This is a genomic window from Stenotrophomonas sp. STEN063, assembly GCF_056854515.1.
Map to the genome: position 1 here is coordinate 1 of NZ_JBXFWF010000009.1, position 17,044 is coordinate 17,044.

Sequence of the window (17,044 nt, forward strand, 5' to 3'; positions counted from 1 at the left end):
AACCCCCTAAAGACGGAGTTTTGGGCGGCGCATTGCTGGGAATATGCTTTCCGGTTACCGCCCCTGGCCGTGTTGGGGTGGGCACTACGAAGGCATTGCTGGCCAGCACTGTGGGATCGGCGTAAGCAGCGACGCTGGCAATGCCTCGCTGCCCGCGTCAATCAAGATCTGGTGATGTATTGGTTTCGCGGCTTACGCCGCGCTCCCACATCCTGCAACCGGGTTACAGCTCTTCCTCGATCGGCACGTCCAGCTCCGGAATCCATTCCAGCAATCGATCCAGGCGTCGCCGCGGATCGTTCTCCTGCAACAGCTGCAGCCGCTGGGTTTCGCTGAGCGGCAATAGTTCGGCCAGGCGCCAACCCACCCACGCTGCCTGATCCAACTGTGCCGGACCGGCGGCGGCGTACTCGCCGCCTATCTGCTCGATGATGTGTTCCAGCAAGGTAGCGAGCAGCCCGTGTTCCGGCTGCAGTTCATCATCGCTGTCGAGCTCGCACCACTGCACATCCGCCGTTACCAAGCCGTTGTCACGTACATGGGTTGTCGTTACGTGGAAGCGTCGCGCGCCGCGCAGACGCAATACCAATACGCCATCGGGGCCGACATCGAAATCCTCGACCGTGGCCTCGACGCCCCAGGCAGCAGGCGTTGCCGGTGCACCGACTTCCTCGCCATGCAGGATCAGGCAGACACCGAAACTGCCGCCGGTACGCCCGCACTCGCGGACCAGATCCAGGTAACGCGGCTCGAACACGCGCAGGTTCAACGCCGCGCCCGGCAGCAAGGTTGCGTGCAGCGGAAACAATGGCAGGCTTGGCGATGTATTCATGACAGACAACACGGGCGGACCAAGGCTGATGTTACCCCAGCCCGCCTGTGCTGTTCCGCAACGCGCACGCACAAGCGCGTGCTTGCATCAGAAGTTGTACTTCACGTGTGTGTGCAGGCGGTTCATGTCGCCCTCTTGTCCGTTCTCGATGCGACGCGTCGCATGACTCAACTCGACGCCGAGATCCAGCTTGGGGAATGGCGAGTAGATCAGGTTGGCACGCACCGACTGCGCCCTCTCGGTCACCTCGTAGCCCGTCAACGCGGCATCGTTGTCCAGCACCGCAACCGAGTACACCAGGTTGCCGCGCAGCTTCGGCGTGAAGGCATGACGCCAGGCAGCGAAACCGCCGTAGCCGTCCATCGCATGCAGCCGGCCCTCCTCGTCGAGCACCGTATCGCTGCCCAGCGCGAAACCGAGGTAGCGACCCACGCCACTGCCACCACTGACCATGTAGCGCAGGTCATCGTTGGCACCGATGTTGAAGCGACCTGACACACTCAATGCCGCGCCGGTCTCGGTCTCCCCGCCATAGCGGAAGTTGCGCAGCATCGCTGCGGCGGTGAAATGGCCCCAGTTGCCGCGCGTGCTCCAGCGTGCAGTCAAATCCGGGATCGTATCGGCGCCGCTGTTGAAGCGTGCACCACGGCCAGCAAACGGAGTGATCGTGGTCTGCGGGTTCTCCGCCGAGAACGACCAGGCGCCGCGGGTGTAACGCAGCTGTGCCTGCCGCGAGAAGATGGTGCCTTCGGAGGGCCCGGTGAAATCGACGGTATCCGGCAGCGCGGCAACATCCTGGAAGTTGGACCAGGTCTGGCCGGCCAACCAGTTGTTCCAGCTCACATAGGCTTGGCGCAGGGTCAGCGCATAGGTATTGGTGATGACCTCGTTGCCAGCGAACGCATTGCTGCCCCCACCGTACATGTCGGCCTCGATATAGGCCTTGAGCTTGTCGCCGTTGTCGGTGGTGGTGTCGGCACCGAACCAGAAGCGCGAGAACTGCGCATGCACATCGGTATAGCTGGCGCCGCGGCCATTGCCATCGGCTGCAACCGGGGTGGCGCCGGGAAAGTAGAACAGGCGCCCGGCCGAGCCATCCGCGATTTCACCATCGCTGGTGCGGGTATACATCGAATCGAGTTTGATGAAGCCGCCGAAGGAGAACTTCGTGCCCGGCATTGCATTGGGCAGGGTCGCCGACGGGGCAGCCGGTGCAGCGGCAACCACGCGGGTTGCATCGAGTGCGCTTGCGCTCGCAGCGGGAGCCGCAGCGGCGTTGGCCGCCTCATGTTGCTGGTACTGCTGCAGCATCGCGCGCATCTGCTGCATCTCCTGCTCCAACTGCGCCATCCGCGCTTCCATGGCCTTGGCATCCGTTGCCTGTGCGAGCGCACTCAACGGCATCGCCGCCAAGGCCGTGGTGACGGCCAGGGCCGCCAGCTTCTTGTTGCTGATCATTGCTTTCCCCTCCCAGGGCAACAGAACACCGATCCGGCCTTTCTTGGAAAGGCCAGTCGAAATGACGCCGTTTTCTAATGCGGGAAATCGCTCTTCCCGACTTCCAAAATCCACCTTCAGATCGTCATTCCCGCGCAGGCGGGAATGACAGCTGCAAGCGATTCCCGCCTACGCGGGAATGACGATCTGAAACAACTTGGGGAGCCCAGCGTGCAGCGACATTCCACCCCTCAAACAAACCGCATCGACGTGGTGCCAAGGCCATCGGCGCGTACCAGTACGTTGTCACCGGCTGCAACCGCCACTGCCGCGGTGATCGCACCGGACAGCACCACGCTGCCCGCGGGCAACACCTGCCCTCGCTGCGCCAACATGTTGACCAGCATCGCCACCGCTTCTGCCGGGTTGCCGAGCACCGCCGCACCGGCACCGACCTCAACTACCTGGCCGTTCTTCTCCATCACCACGCCCAGGGTCTCCAGATCCAATCCTTCCACCGCGGTCGGGCGCGAGCCCAGTACGTAGCGCGCCGCCGAGGTGTTGTCGGCGATGACGCTGGGCAGGTCGAAGCGGAAATTCTCATAGCGCGAATCGATCAACTCGATCGCCGGTACCACGTAGTCGGTAGCCGTCAATACCCGGGCGATATCACAGCCCGGCCCCTGCAGCGCATCACGCATCACGAAGGCAATCTCCGCCTCCACCTTCGGATGGATGAGCCGGGCGGTGTCCACGACGGCGCCATCGTCGACGGCATTGTCATCACCCAGGAAGCCATAGATCGGCGTGTCAACGCCCATCTGCTGCATCTTCGGGCGCGAGGTCAGGCCCATCTTCATGCCGACGATGCGGACACCTGCGGACTGCTTGATGCTGCGCAGGCGATCCTGGATGTCGTAGGCCTCATCTACTCCGATCTGCGGGTACGCGTCGGTGATCTTCACCACCTCGCGCACGTCCTGCTCGGCGGACAGCAGCTGCTTCGCGCAGCCTTCAATGATGGAACGGTCCAAGCTCATGCGGTTTTCTCCTGCGTGGTGGCGTCGCGGGCGCGCAGCACATCCAGTGCGACATCCACGATCATGTCTTCCTGGCCACCGACCATGCGGCGCTTGCCGAGTTCGACGAGGATGTCGACGGTATTGATGCCGAAGCGCTTTGACGCTGCCTCGGCGTGGCGCAGGAAGCTGGAGTACACGCCTGCGTAACCCAACGCGAGGGTCTCGCGGTCAACGCGCACCGGGCGGTCCTGCAGCGGACGCACGATGTCATCGGCGGCATCCATCAAGGTGTAGAGGTCACAACCGTGGTTCCAGCCCAGGCGCTCGGCGGCGGCAATGAACACTTCCAGCGGCGCATTGCCCGCGCCCGCGCCCATGCCGGCAAGGCTGGCGTCGATGCGGATCGCGCCTGCTTCGACCGCGGCGATGGAGTTGGCCACGCCCAGCGACAGGTTGTGGTGGGCATGGATGCCGATCTGCGTATCGGCCTGCAGCGACTCGCGCAGCGCGCTGACCCGCTCGCGCACGTCGCTCATGTTGAGTGCACCGCCGGAATCCACCACGTACACGCAGGACGCGCCGTAGCTTTCCATCTTCTTCGCCTCCACCGCCAGCGCCGCAGGCGTGGTCATGTGGCTCATCATCAGGAAGCCGACCGCGTCCATGCCCAGTGCTTTGGCTGCTTCGATGTGCTGGCGCGAGATGTCGGCCTCGGTGCAGTGGGTGGCCACGCGCACGATGCGCGCACCGGCTGCATGCGCATTCTTCAGGTCATGCACGGTGCCGATGCCGGGCAGCAACAGCGTGGCGATCCTGGCATGCGATACCGATTCGGCCGCCGCCTCGATCCACTCAACGTCGCTGTGCGCGCCGAAGCCGTAGTTGAACGATGAACCCTGCAGGCCATCGCCATGCGCGACCTCGATCGAGTCCACCCGCGCCTTGTCCAGCGCAGTGGCGATCGCCCGCACCTGCGCCACGCTGTAGCGGTGACGCACCGCGTGCGAACCGTCACGCAGGGTGACATCGGAGATGTAGAGCTTGTTGTCAGTCATACGTTCTTCCTCAGGCTGCAGCACGCGCGGCCAGCACCGAGGCGGCCATGCGCTCACCGGTGGCCAGCGCGGCCGACGTCATGATGTCCAGGTTGCCGGCGTAGGCTGGCAGGTAGTGCGCGGCACCTTCCACTTCCAGGAAGATCGTGGTCTTGAGGCCAGTGGTGAGACCGACGCCGGGCACGTTGACCGGTTCGTCCAGCACCTCGAACTGCACCTGCTGCTTGAGCCGGTAGCCCGGCACGTAGGCGGCCACGCGTGCTGCCATGTCATTGACTGCTGCCTCGATGGCCGTGGTGTCGGCCAGTTCGCTGAGCACGTAGACGGTGTCGCGCATCAGCAACGGCGGCTCGGCCGGGTTGAGCACGATGATGGCCTTGCCCACGGCCGCGCCACCAACGCTCTCGATCGCCCGCGAAGTGGTCTCGGTGAACTCATCGATGTTGGCGCGGGTGCCGGGGCCGGCACTCTTGCTGGAAATGCTGGCGACGATCTCGGCGTACTTGACCTTGGCCACCGAGGCCACCGCGGCGACCATCGGAATGGTGGCCTGGCCACCGCAGGTCACCATGTTGACGTTGGCGGCGTCGATGTTGTCGTCCAGGTTGACCGTCGGCACGCAGTACGGACCGATCGCCGCAGGCGTCAGGTCGACCACGCGGATGTCCGGCTTGGCCTTGCGCAGCAAGGCGTCGTTGGCAATGTGCGCGGAGGCTGATGTTGCATCGAAGACGATGTCGATATCGGCAAACAACTCCGATTCAATCAGCCCTGCCACGCCACTGGCGATGGTCGGTACGCCCATGCGCGCAGCGCGCGCCAGGCCATCGGAGGCCGGATCGATGCCGACCAGTGCAGCCATCTGCACGTGCTTGCCGTGGCGCAGGATCTTGATCATCAAATCGGTACCGATGTTACCGGGACCGACGATGGCAGCTTTCAGGGTCATGGAGCACTCATGTCATTCAATGTGGGGGAGGAAGCAGGCATCACGCGAAATGCACGTCGGCACTGCCAAGCGCGCCAACGCGGACGCGCATGTGGTCACCGGCGGCCACCGGTATCAGCGGCACCAAGGCGCCGGACAGGATCACTTCGCCGGCCTTCAACGGCGTACCAAGGCGACCAAGCGTGTTGGCCAGCCATGCCACGCAGTTGACCGGCGAGCCCAGCGCGGCGGCACCAGCGCCGGTGGCCACCAGTTCGCCGTTCTTCTCGACCACCATGCCCAGCGTGCCCAGGTCCAGGTTCTTCGGCGGCACGCGCAGCTCGCCCAGCACATAGGCTGCGGCGGACGCGTTGTCGGCGACGGTGTCGGTGATGCCGATGCGCCAGTCGCGGATGCGCGAATCAACGATCTCGAAGCACACCGACAGCGCCTCGGTCGCAGCGAGGACATCGTGGTGGGTGATACCGGGGCCAACCAGGTCACGCTTGAGGTGAAAGGCGATTTCGCCTTCCGCACGCGGCGCGATCATCCCCGCCACCGGCAGCGTGCCGCCGTTGGCAACCTGCATGCGGTCGGTGAGGAAGCCGAAGTCCGGCTGGTCGACTTTCAACATGCGCTGCACGGCCGCCGACGTAGCACCGATCTTCTTGCCAACCACGCGCTCGCCATCGGCCAGCCGGCGCGCAAGCAGATCATTGGAGATCGCATAGGCGTCGGCGAGGGTCAGCCCACTGATCCGCTCGCTCAGTGGATCAACCGCCACGCCAGTACGCAGCGCGGTGTGCAGTTCGCCGCCATGGCGGGCGATCGCAGCGGCATCCAATACCAAAGCCGTCATGCCTTGCCCCCTTCAACGGGATCGCTCTTGAGCACATCGCCTACCGCGAAACGCTGCGGCGGAACCTCGGTGACCATCACCCGGATCGCACTCATCGGCGCATCCAGTTCCGCATGCGCCACCTTCGCCATTTCGCGGATGAAGCGCTGTACTTTCTGCTCGTCGCGGCCCTGCACCAGGGTCACTTGGATGATCGGCATTTCATTACTCCTGCTAGTTCGGTCAGGTCAGTTCGACGCCCTTGGTCTCGGGCAGGAACAGCAGCACGATCACTGCAGCCAGCGCGAAGAACCCGGCGGTCGCCATCAAGCCACTGGCGACGCCGTAGCTGTTGGCAAGGAAGCCGATCAAGGCCGGCGCGATGGCGGCGATGGCACGGCCGCCGTTGTAGACGAAGCCCTGCGCGGTGGCGCGCACGGTGGTCGGGAACATTTCGGCGAAGGTCGGCGCGAAGCCGCTGTAGAAGCCGGTGCCGAAGTACGCCACGACGATGCCGAACGCCATCAGTGCCATCGGCGACTTGATCATCACGAACACCGGCACGGTCAGCGCGGAGGCCACGAAAAACAGCATGAAGGCCTTCTTGCGACCGATCGCGTCGGCGATGTAACCGAAGGTGACAAAGCCAAGCGCCGCACCGATCTGCATCACCACGATCCAGATCGTCGACTTGACCATGTCCAGGCCCGGGCCGCCGTCAGCGACCGGCGTTGCGAGGTAGGTCGGGATCCAGGTGAACAGTCCCCAATAGCCACACATCGCGGCGGTGACGAAGGCCAGCCCGACCGTGGTGTTGCGCGCATGGGTACCAAACAGGTTGCGCATGGTCTGGGCGAAGCTGAGGCGTTCCTTCTGGTTGACCCAGATCTCCGGCTCCTTGACGTGGCGGCGCACATAGAAGGCAAGCAGTGCCGGCAACAGGCCAACCGCGAATACCCAGCGCCAACCCAGCGTCGGTACCACCAGCGCGGCGATGATCGCGGCAGCGGCATAACCGGATGCAAACGCACTCTGGATCCAGGCCAGGATCTTGCCGCGGTGCTGTGCCGGCCAGCTCTCGCTGACCAGTGCCGAACCCGCGGACCACTCACCGCCGACACCCAGGCCGACGATCACGCGGAACAGCATCAGTTGGCCCAGCGTGTCGGACAGGCCGCACAGCGCCGTGCCGATGGAGTAACAGATGATGCTGAGCATCATCGACTTCGCCCGCCCCATGCGATCGGCCAGGTAGCCGAACACCAGTCCGCCGAACGCGGTGGCCATCAGCGTGGCCGACATCACCATGCCAGCCTGCGACTTGTCGAAGCCCAGGTCCGCGCTGACGTGCTTGAGCACCATCGCGAACAGCATCAAGTCCATCACGTCCAGCATCCAGCCCAAGTAGGCCGAACGGAACGTGCCCCACTGCTGCTTGCTGGCCCCCTGCCACCAACGGCCACCTGCGCCGCCTGTTACTGCCTGGATCGATGAATCACGCTGCGCCATTGGCTTCCCCTCCGGAATCGTGGCTGATACGAGAGTATCGGTGGTCGATACTCAGGGCACAAAATATCCCACTTTTTCTAAAAATGGAACATGGAATTTAATTTTGTATCGATATACGATACGAATGCCGTTACAACCGCGAGATTCCGATGTCCGACCTGATCCTCCGCCTGCACGAAGACCACCTGCCACCCGGCTGCCCTCCTGTTTACCTGCCCAGCGGTCCGCGCGCCCTCTATGTCCGCAGCGGCGGCCTGAGTGTTGAGTCCGCGCAGGACAGCCAGGCGTTGGACCCGGCCCAGGCGCGTGTCTGCCAGCAGCAGGTCACCCTGTTCAACGGCGACCAGGAAACGGTGCTGTGGCGCTGGGAACTGACTGATCGCAACCGTCCTGCCGGCGCCCTGCCATCGGCGCCAGCTACCCGCAGCGAGCTGAAACTTGAGGCGCCAATCAACCTGGATGACCGCTTCGAGTGGCTGATGCGCTGCGACCGCGTCGATTTTCCCAAGGGCGGCGTGGCGCTGACCCATGTCCATCAAGGGCCGGGCATCCGGATCTGTGACTACGGCCAGATCAGCATCGAAACGCTCGGAGACAGCCACGATTACCCGGCCGGCAGCGCCTGGTTCGAGCTCGGCCATGCGCCGGTACTGGCACCCACCACCGAGGCCGAGGAAACCCGTTTCATCCGCTGTTTCCTGCTGCCCCGCCAGCTCAAGGGGCGCAGCTCGATCCGCTACGTGCGCCCGGAAGATGCGGCCGCGCAGAAGACCCAGCAGTACAAGGTTTTCGCAGAGCGATACATCGACCTGCCATAATCGGCGGAAAATGCGGTCAACAGGCCGCATTCGTCCATGCAACACACTGCAGGTAGCCGATGCCCAGCCACGACGCGAGTGACAAAAAGGAATTGGGCGCCGCCAGCGGCGCCGTTGAGCCACAGGAAGAAAGCGCCGAACAGGGCCTGCCCACCGCCATCGTCTCGCTGAAGGTGATCGAGGCACTGGCCGCGGCACCCACCGGGCTCGGCGTCACCCGCCTCGCGCAGTTGCTGGGCATGCCGAAAGCACGCGTGCACCGCCACCTCAGCGTGCTGCGCGAGCATGGCTACGTCGACCAGGACCCGGACAACAACCAGTACCGGGTAGGTTGGCAGATGTTCCTGCTGGGCCGTGCCTGCAGCAGCCGTTTCGATGTGATGGGACTGGCCAAGCCGGTGCTGGAACAGCTGCGCGACGAAGTTGGCCAGACCGTGGTGATCTCCACGTTCTCCGACAACGAGGTAGTGGTGCTGGACCTGCTGCGCGGTACCGCGCCAGTGGAGATAAGCCTGCGCCCGGGCACGCGCTTCCAGCACAACAGCGTGGCGCAGGGCAAGATCGCCCTCGCCTACGGCCCGGACAAGCTGCGACGCGCCTACCTGACCCAGCCACTGAGCAACAGCACGCCGCGCACCATCGTCGACCCGGATCGACTGGCGGCGGAGATCGAGCTGGTGCGCAAGCGCGGCTGGGCCGACGCACCGGAAGAGCTCTACATCGGCATCAACGCCCTGGCAGCCCCGCTACTGCAGGGCAACGGCGAGTTGTTCGGCACCCTGGCCATCGTCGGCTCCATCCACTACCTGCCGAGCACCCCGGATCCGGCGCACGTGCAGGCAATGTTGAGCGCCGCCGCGCAGATCTCGGCCTTGATGGGCTACCACGCCCCCAAGTCCCGCTACGCACCACAATGCTCGGCACTACAGGTGAAGCTGCAGTCCGCTCTACAGGTTCTGCAGCTGCGCCAGGAACCGCCGCGGCGCGCCATCAAAACCACCGTTTGACATGAACACCACGTGGTCGCCCGCACGCGTGACATCACCGAGCCTGGCCAACAATGCGTCGGTATCGCTGACTGCCTGCGCATCACCGCGCACCGCATCGATCACCTTGGCCGCATCCCACGGCAGCTCCGGCCGGGCCAGGAACACCACCGCGTCGGCGATATCCAGCGACGGCGCCAATGCCTCCGAATGCGCACCCAATCGCATCGAATTGCTGCGCGGCTCCATCGCCACCACGATGCGTGCATCGCCAACCTTTGCGCGCAGGCCCTGCAGCGTGGTGTGGATGGCGGTCGGGTGATGGGCGAAATCATCGTAGATGGTGATGTCCTGCGCCTGACCGATCACTTCCATGCGTCGCTTGACGCTGTGGAAACCTGCCAAAGCCGGCGCCACGCCGGCGACATTGACACCCACCGCGTGTGCGGCTGCCAAGGCAGCCAGACCATTGAGCACGTTGTGCCGGCCCAGCAGCGACCATTCAACGGTCGCCAACTCGGCACCGCGATGCAGCACCGCAAAGGCGCTGCCATCCTGGTTGATCAGGCGTGCGCTCCATTCCAGCGACGGATCAAAACCGAAGCGCTCCACCGGCGTCCAGCAGCCCATCGCCAGCACTTCGGCAAGGTACTTGTCCTCGCCATTGACGATCAGGCGACCACGACCAGGCACCGTGCGTACCAGATGATGGAACTGGCGCTGGATCGCGGCCACATCCGGGAAGATGTCGGCGTGATCGAATTCCAGGTTGTTGAGGATGGCGACCAAGGGGCGGTAATGGACGAACTTGCTGCGCTTGTCGAAGAACGCGGTGTCGTATTCGTCAGCTTCCACCACAAAAAGTGGTCGATCCGAAAGGATCGACACGTCTTCCCCTTCTCCCACCGGGGGGACAAAGGGCCTGCCCCCGCGAAGGCGGGGGTGCCCCGAAGGGGCGGATGAGGGTAAGGCCTTACCCGCACTCCCAGCCAGCGATCTACCCAACCGCGCCGACACCCCGAAATCCTCCGCCACGCCACCGATGAGGAAGCCCGGCTCACGCCCGGCCGCCTGCAGCAGGAAGGACAGGATGGTGGTGGTGGTGGTCTTGCCGTGCGTGCCGGCCACCGCCAGCGTGTCGCGGCCCGGCAGCACCTGTTCGGACAGCCATTGCGCGCCTGATGTATAGCGTCGGCCCGAATCCAGCACCGCCTCCACCGCCGGGTTGCCGCGCGAGAGCGCGTTGCCGATCACGACCTCGTCGCAGTCGGCGCTGATGTTGCCCGCCAGATAGCCCTGCGACAGGCTGATCCCCAGCGTTTCCAGCTGGGTGGACATCGGCGGATAGACCGCCTGATCGCTGCCTTCGACCTGATGACCGAGTTCGCGGGCCAGGGCGGCCACGCCGCCCATGAAAGTACCGGCAATGCCGAGAATATGGATCTTGCTCATCAACCGATTGTCGCCGATGCACACGGATAAGGGGTATGCCCGAGTTCATGTAGGTGTACCCCTAAAGTATGTAGGGGATTCCCCGATACCATCACGGCACGTTCACAATGAAAATACGTGACGCCAGCCTCAGTATCCCTCAGGTCCTACTCCCCAAGAGGCCATCCCCAGGGAGCTCATGCTGATGGGGCCTTGAGCACGCCCTTAGCTGGCTTTTATTCAAATGAAACGCCCGGATCCAGCACTTGGACCCGGGCGTTTCAGTTTTGCATTGCTGGCGGGCTGCAGCAGAAAGCGCTGCAGCCCTGCCTGATCAGCGCTTGATCGCCGCCAGGATGCGGGCCAGCACTTCGTCCAGCGCGCCAACGCCATCAACGCGGGCCAGGGTGCCCTTGGCGGCGTAGAAGTCGATCACCGGTGCGGTGGAATCGTTGTAGACCTGCAGGCGCTGACGCACCGATTCCGGGTTGTCATCGGCGCGGCCCTGCTCCTGGGCGCGGCCAGCGATGCGCTCGACCAGCAGCTCGGTCGGCACATCCAGCTGCACGATGGCGTCCAGCGGCTGGTTCAGCTTGGCCAGCAGTTCGCCCAGCGCGTTGGCCTGGGCCACGTTGCGCGGGTAGCCGTCGAGGATGAAGCCCTTGGCGGTATCGGCCTGCGACAGGCGCGATTCCAGCATGCCCAGCAGGATGTCGTCGGACACCAGGTTGCCGGCATCCATTACCGCCTTGGCCTGCTTGCCCAGCTCGGTGCCGGCAGCCACTTCGGCGCGCAGCAGGTCGCCGGTGGAAATGTGCGGAACCTGCAGTTGTTCCTTCAGGCTCGTCGCCTGCGTGCCCTTGCCCGAACCGGGCGGTCCCAACAGAACCAATCGCATTCCTGACTCCCATATGTTTTGAGGAAACGGGACGGACAGCGGCGTTAGACTCATGGGCCGATTCACGCTGCACCGCAATATGTGCAGCTTACCGCATCCGGCCAATGTCCCGGAATGTCCTCCCGCTCTGGAGAGTATTGCCCATGTCCAAAGGCACCTTGCTGTATGCCCAGTCCGGCGGCGTCACCGCCGTCATCAATGCCACCGCCGCGGCCGTCATTGCCGAGGCAAGGGCCAGGAAAATCAAGGTGTTGGCGGCACGCAACGGCATCCTTGGCGCACTGCGCGAGGAGCTGATCGACACCTCGAAGGAGTCGGCCGCCAACATCGCCGCGCTGGCCCACACCCCTGGCGGCGCGTTCGGCTCGTGCCGCTACAAGCTCAAGTCGCTGGAGGCCGACCGCGCCAAGTACGAGCGCCTGCTGGAGGTGTTCAAGGCGCACGACGTGCGCTGGTTCCTCTACAACGGCGGCAATGACTCGGCCGACACCGCACTGAAGGTCTCACAGCTGGCCAAGGAATACGGCTACCCCCTGACCTGCGTGGGCGTACCCAAGACCATCGACAACGACCTGGCGGTCACCGACACCTGCCCGGGCTTCGGCTCGGCGGCCAAGTACACCGCAATCTCGGTGCGCGAGGCCGCGCTGGACGTGGCAGCGATGGCCGAGACCTCTACCCGCGTCTTCATCTACGAGGCAATGGGACGTCATGCCGGTTGGCTGGCCGCAGCTGCCGGCCTGGCTGGCGAGAACCCCGACGACGCACCGCAGATCATCCTGTTGCCGGAGCGTGCCTATGACGAGCCGGTGTTCCTGGCCAAGGTGAAGCAGGTCGTTGAGAAGGTCGGCTTCTGCGTGGTCGTGGCCAGCGAAGGCATCCACACCGCCGACGGCCAGTTCGTCGCCGATGCCGGCGGGGTCAAGGATTCCTTCGGCCACACCCAGCTCGGGGGTGTCGCCTCGTACCTCGCAGGCAAGGTCAAGGCCGAACTCGGCTACAAGGTGCACTGGACCCTGCCCGACTACCTGCAGCGCTCGGCCCGCCATATCGCCTCCAAGACCGACTGGGAACAGGCACAGGCGGTAGGCAAGGCAGCGGTGCAGTTCGCACTGAAGGGACAGAACTCGGTGATGCCGGTAATCGTGCGCAGCTCGGACGTGCCGTATCGCTGGAAGATCGAAGCCGCGCCGCTGTCCAAGGTCGCCAACCACGAAAAGAAGATGCCGGCCAGCTTCATCCGCAAGGACGGCTTCGGCATCACCGAGAAGGCGCGCCGCTACCTGCAGCCACTTATCCGTGGCGAAGCGCCGCTGCCGTATGGCCGTGATGGCCTGCCGAAATACGTGACCCTGAAGAACGTCGCCGTGGCGAAGAAGCTCCCGAGCTGGGAAGGCTGATGTCGCGCCGTCGCCGGTGCTGTCTGCGGCCTCCACGTCGCTTCACCGCTGGTTCCAGGGCGATGCAGTGCATCGCCCTGCTGCTGTGCATGGCGTCCGCGCAACTGGCCGGCGCCTACACACCGCAGGATGGCGACATCGTCTTCCACACCTCCACCTCCAGCCAAAGTGCAGCGGTACAGGCCGCCACCGGTTCGCGCTACAGCCATATGGGTGTCGTCCTGCTGCGTGGCGGTCAAGCCCACGTATTGGAAGCGGTGCAGCCGGTGCGGTATACGTCCTTGCAGGCCTGGTTGGATCGCGGTGCGCAGCGTCGCTATGTGATCAAGCGTCCATCGAGACCGCTGACACCAGCAAACAAGGCCCGGATGCACACCGCCGCCACACGCTATGTGGGCCGCCCCTACGACCTGAGCTTTGAGTGGTCTGACCAGCGCATTTATTGTTCTGAGCTGGTGTGGAAGCTGTACCGCGACGCCGCTGGCATCGAACTGGCGCCACTGGCGCGCCTGGACAGCTTCAACCTGCGGGCGCCGGTGGTCCGCAGCAAACTACGCGAACGTTACGGCAACCATGTCCCGTTGGCCGAGCCGGTGATTTCGCCAGCGGCCATCTTCGCCTCACCCTTGCTGGTGACGGTTGACCAGCGCTGACGGAAGCACGGCGTAGTGCCGAGCCATGCTGGGCATAGGCTTTCCCGGCAACGCTCCAGCCGAGCATGGCCCGGCTCTACCGGTTGTGCTTTCCCGATAACGCCCAAGCCGAGCACGGCTCGGCTCTACCGGTGCAGCCTGATCACGTATTACTTCAGACAGGTGTGCCGCCCCGGTGGGGGGGCGCATTCTTCGCCCAAGGTCTCCTCAGCGGCGGTGCAGCATGTTCCGCAAGATATTGATCGGGATGTTTGGCGTTCTCATCGTCTGCGGATTGGCCGCGGCAGGCTACCGGGTTGGCCAGCAACTCGCGCAGCACGACCGCGTCGCCCAATCGGCGCAACAGCACTGAGTTCGCGGCAACACCGCCGTCATCGGCAGGCCGGACCCTGCATCGCCAGCCTGGCCGAATACGCCGGCAGCGCCGCCAACCGCCCGGCCGCCGCCTGCGCCTTGGCGTCACCCAGATAGACCCGGTTCTGGCCCTGCCCGTCCAGGGCCACCTGCTGCCCGGCCGGCTTGCGCCACACTTCGATCACCGCCTGTTGCGTGCTGCAGGATGCCGAAGGAATACGCGCTACTTCATTGAGCTTCCAGCCAGCCGCTTCGCTGGGATTGACCTTGCTGGCATCCAGGAACACCGCGCGCGGCTGGCACTGCGGGCTGGTGCGCACCAACTGCATGTCATACGGCTGCGCCGCCGTGCCGGTGAAGCGGCCTTCGATGCGGGTACAGGCTTCTGGAATCTGCCGCACGGTATGCACCGCGCCAGTGGCCTGCGCGCTGGCCGCCGGGCGTTCGATCTCGGGCTTGGCGTTGGCCGCCAACAACGGCAGCGGCGACAAGACCGTCACGGCAAGGACTAGCAGGGCTTTCATCGGCAGCGATTCCACATGGACAGATACGCGACGTTGCCAGCATCCGACTGAACCCAACAGCAAGCAGCGGTGGCTGGCGGTCGAGACAGCTGGCAGTCATACTCAGGCCGCCTCAGAGTGTTTGAACACAGCGACACGTACCACAGCCGCACGCGGCCCGGGTCTGTTCCAGTGCTTCGATCTACCCGGCGTGTCCCCGCTTCATCCACAGCTGGATGGCATCCACCAACGCTGGAGGGGTCATGCTCGAACAGTACGGTCTTGTGCTTTCGCTTGTCTGCGCCGCTGTCGCCATCGTCTACGGCATCATCTCGGCCCAATGGGTCCTACGACAACCTGCCGGCAATGCCCGCATGCAGGAAATCGCCGCCGCCATCCAGGAAGGCGCGCGGGCCTACCTCAACCGCCAGTACCTGACCATCGCCATCGTCGGCGTGGTGTTGTTCGTGCTGGTCGGCGTCTTCCTCAGCTGGTACACGGCGATCGGTTTTGCAGTCGGCGCGGTGTTGTCCGGTGCTGCCGGCTATATCGGCATGAACGTGTCGGTACGTGCCAACGTGCGCACCGCCGAGGCGGCCCGCAACGGCATGAGCGCGGCCATGGATGTGGCGTTCCGCGGCGGTGCGATCACCGGCATGCTGGTGGTCGGGCTGGGCCTGCTTGGCGTGGCCGGCTACTACCTGATTCTGCAGCGCATGGGCCTGAGCCAGGCCGACAACCTGCATGCCTTGGTCGGATTGGCATTCGGCAGTTCCTTGATCTCGATCTTCGCGCGCTTGGGCGGCGGTATCTTCACCAAGGGTGCGGACGTCGGCGCAGACCTGGTCGGCAAGGTCGAAGCCGGCATTCCCGAGGACGATCCGCGCAATCCGGCGGTGATCGCCGACAACGTTGGTGACAATGTTGGCGACTGTGCCGGCATGGCCGCTGACCTGTTCGAGACCTATGCGGTGACGGTGATCGCCACCATGCTGCTCGGCGGCATGATGATGGCCGAAGTCGGCCGCAACGCGGTGCTGTACCCGCTGGTGCTGGGCGGCGTGTCTATCATCGCTTCGATCATCGGCGCGTTCTTCGTCAAGGTGAAAGCAGGCGGCTCGATCATGGGCGCGCTGTACAAGGGCGTGATCGTCTCCGGCGTGCTGGCTGCCATCGCCTTCTGGCCAGTGACCACGCAGCTGATGGCCGACTCCAGCCACGGTGCCACCAACCTGTATATCTGCGCCTTGATCGGGCTGGTGTTGACCGGCCTGATCGTCTGGATCACCGAGTACTACACCGGCACCCAGTACAAGCCGGTGCAGCACGTGGCGCAGGCATCGACCACCGGCCACGGCACCAACATCATCGCCGGCCTCGGTGTATCGATGAAATCCACCGCCCTGCCGGTTATCGCAGTGTGTGTGGCGATCTGGTCGGCCTTCCACTTCGGCGGCCTGTACGGCATTGCCATCGCCGCGACGGCGATGCTGTCGATGGCCGGCATGATCGTCGCGCTGGATGCTTACGGCCCGATCACCGACAACGCCGGCGGCATTGCCGAGATGGCCGAGCTGCCATCGGACATCCGCGACATCACCGATCCGCTCGACGCAGTGGGCAATACCACCAAGGCGGTAACCAAGGGTTATGCGATTGGTTCGGCGGCATTGGCGGCGCTGGTGCTGTTCGCCGACTACACCCACAACCTGCAGGTGGCGCATCCGGGCGAGGCCTTTGCTTTCGATCTGTCCGACCACACGGTGATCATCGGCCTGCTGATCGGCGGTTTGATTCCCTATCTGTTCGGCGCGATGGCGATGGAAGCGGTGGGCCGCGCGGCCGGTGCAGTCGTGGAAGAAGTACGCCGACAGTTCCGCGAGATCCCCGGCATCATGCAGGGCACGGCCAAGCCGCAATACCACAAGGCAGTGGACATGCTCACGCGCTCGGCGATCAAGGAAATGATCGTGCCTTCGCTATTGCCGGTTGCCGTGCCGGTGGTGGTCGGCCTGCTGCTTGGGCCGAAGGCATTGGGTGGCTTGTTGATCGGCACCATCGTGACCGGCCTGTTCGTGGCGATCTCGATGACTACCGGCGGCGGTGCCTGGGACAACGCCAAGAAGTACATCGAAGACGGTCACTTCGGCGGCAAGGGCAGTGAAGCGCACAAGGCTGCGGTAACTGGCGATACGGTGGGTGATCCGTACAAGGACACGGCAGGGCCTGCGATCAATCCCCTCATAAAAATCATCAACATCGTGGCTCTGTTGCTGGTGCCGCTGCTTTAATTCTGCCTGACAGCGAAAAGCTGCCCTCACCCCAACCCCTCTCCCGCGCGCGGGAGAGGGGCTCTTGTATCCGGCAGCGGGATGATCGG

Annotated in this window: 16 protein-coding genes and 1 pseudogene; 6 read left to right on the forward strand and 11 right to left on the reverse strand. The window is 64.3% G+C overall.

Annotated elements, in window-relative coordinates; translation table 11 throughout:
* Positions 1-223 precede the first annotated feature (223 nt).
* From AC1VWL_RS04025 to AC1VWL_RS04060, 8 genes and pseudogenes are all read right to left on the reverse strand, one after another.
* Entirely contained in the window at positions 224-832 is a 609-nt protein-coding gene (locus AC1VWL_RS04025) for an LON peptidase substrate-binding domain-containing protein (RefSeq protein WP_481614807.1), read from the reverse strand.
* Positions 833-919: 87 nt separating this feature from the next.
* Positions 920-2,290, reverse strand: a complete 1,371-nt coding sequence (locus AC1VWL_RS04030; protein WP_482985852.1) for a DcaP family trimeric outer membrane transporter — start codon at positions 2,288-2,290, stop codon at positions 920-922.
* A gap of 230 nt (positions 2,291-2,520) precedes the next feature.
* Complete coding sequence (gene dmpH, locus AC1VWL_RS04035) at positions 2,521-3,309, reverse strand: 2-oxo-3-hexenedioate decarboxylase (protein ID WP_482985853.1); 789 nt, start codon at positions 3,307-3,309, stop codon at positions 2,521-2,523.
* The gene (gene dmpG, locus AC1VWL_RS04040; protein ID WP_482985854.1) at positions 3,306-4,346 is read right to left on the reverse strand and encodes a 4-hydroxy-2-oxovalerate aldolase; all 1,041 of its coding nucleotides are present in this window, start codon (positions 4,344-4,346) and stop codon (positions 3,306-3,308) included. Before dmpG ends, dmpH begins: the two co-directional genes overlap by 4 nt.
* Positions 4,347-4,356: 10 nt before the next feature.
* A complete protein-coding gene (locus AC1VWL_RS04045) occupies positions 4,357-5,295 on the reverse strand; it encodes an acetaldehyde dehydrogenase (acetylating) (protein ID WP_296250325.1) in 939 nt (312 codons plus the stop codon).
* A gap of 40 nt (positions 5,296-5,335) precedes the next feature.
* Complete coding sequence (locus tag AC1VWL_RS04050; protein ID WP_482985855.1) at positions 5,336-6,133, reverse strand: fumarylacetoacetate hydrolase family protein; 798 nt, start codon at positions 6,131-6,133, stop codon at positions 5,336-5,338.
* Positions 6,130-6,336 (reverse strand): annotated as a pseudogene (locus AC1VWL_RS04055) (tautomerase family protein); the annotation flags it as partial. The pseudogene AC1VWL_RS04055 and the gene AC1VWL_RS04050, both read right to left, overlap by 4 nt.
* Before the next feature lie 19 nt (positions 6,337-6,355).
* Entirely contained in the window at positions 6,356-7,621 is a 1,266-nt protein-coding gene (locus AC1VWL_RS04060) for an MFS transporter (RefSeq protein WP_296250329.1), read from the reverse strand.
* 149 nt (positions 7,622-7,770) lie between these two features.
* On the opposite strand from AC1VWL_RS04060, the gene AC1VWL_RS04065 reads away from it, so the two are divergent.
* Entirely contained in the window at positions 7,771-8,439 is a 669-nt protein-coding gene (locus AC1VWL_RS04065) for a hypothetical protein (RefSeq protein WP_296250331.1), read from the forward strand.
* A 59-nt stretch (positions 8,440-8,498) separates the two neighbouring features.
* Positions 8,499-9,446 (forward strand): IclR family transcriptional regulator, encoded by a 948-nt coding sequence (locus AC1VWL_RS04070; protein WP_482985856.1) that lies wholly within the window; start codon positions 8,499-8,501, stop codon positions 9,444-9,446.
* Here the strand turns inward: AC1VWL_RS04070 and mpl are convergent.
* Positions 9,387-10,877: a UDP-N-acetylmuramate:L-alanyl-gamma-D-glutamyl-meso-diaminopimelate ligase gene (gene mpl, locus AC1VWL_RS04075; RefSeq protein ID WP_482985857.1), complete on the reverse strand. Its 1,491-nt coding sequence runs from the start codon at positions 10,875-10,877 to the stop codon at positions 9,387-9,389. The genes AC1VWL_RS04070 and mpl overlap by 60 nt on opposite strands.
* A 313-nt stretch (positions 10,878-11,190) precedes the next feature.
* Entirely contained in the window at positions 11,191-11,754 is a 564-nt protein-coding gene (locus AC1VWL_RS04080; RefSeq protein ID WP_057627841.1) for an adenylate kinase, read from the reverse strand.
* A gap of 143 nt (positions 11,755-11,897) precedes the next feature.
* Between AC1VWL_RS04080 and AC1VWL_RS04085 the strand changes: the two genes are divergently transcribed.
* The 3 genes from AC1VWL_RS04085 to AC1VWL_RS04095 all read left to right on the forward strand — a co-directional run bounded on the left by AC1VWL_RS04085 (position 11,898) and on the right by AC1VWL_RS04095 (position 14,159).
* Positions 11,898-13,154, forward strand: a complete 1,257-nt coding sequence (locus tag AC1VWL_RS04085; protein ID WP_482985858.1) for a 6-phosphofructokinase — start codon at positions 11,898-11,900, stop codon at positions 13,152-13,154.
* A 62-nt stretch (positions 13,155-13,216) separates the two neighbouring features.
* Positions 13,217-13,807 (forward strand): YiiX family permuted papain-like enzyme, encoded by a 591-nt coding sequence (locus tag AC1VWL_RS04090; RefSeq protein WP_482985859.1) that lies wholly within the window; start codon positions 13,217-13,219, stop codon positions 13,805-13,807.
* A gap of 223 nt (positions 13,808-14,030) precedes the next feature.
* Positions 14,031-14,159, forward strand: coding sequence for a hypothetical protein (locus tag AC1VWL_RS04095; protein ID WP_482985860.1), 129 nt, complete (start codon positions 14,031-14,033; stop codon positions 14,157-14,159).
* A 19-nt stretch (positions 14,160-14,178) separates the two neighbouring features.
* Here AC1VWL_RS04095 and AC1VWL_RS04100 read toward each other — a convergent pair whose 3' ends face one another.
* On the reverse strand, positions 14,179-14,685 hold the full coding sequence (locus AC1VWL_RS04100; RefSeq protein WP_482985861.1) for a hypothetical protein: 507 nt from the start codon (positions 14,683-14,685) through the stop codon (positions 14,179-14,181).
* Between the two features lie 242 nt (positions 14,686-14,927).
* On the opposite strand from AC1VWL_RS04100, the gene AC1VWL_RS04105 reads away from it, so the two are divergent.
* A complete protein-coding gene (locus tag AC1VWL_RS04105) occupies positions 14,928-16,955 on the forward strand; it encodes a sodium-translocating pyrophosphatase (RefSeq protein WP_282268558.1) in 2,028 nt (675 codons plus the stop codon).
* The last annotated feature ends 89 nt before the right edge of the window (positions 16,956-17,044 follow it).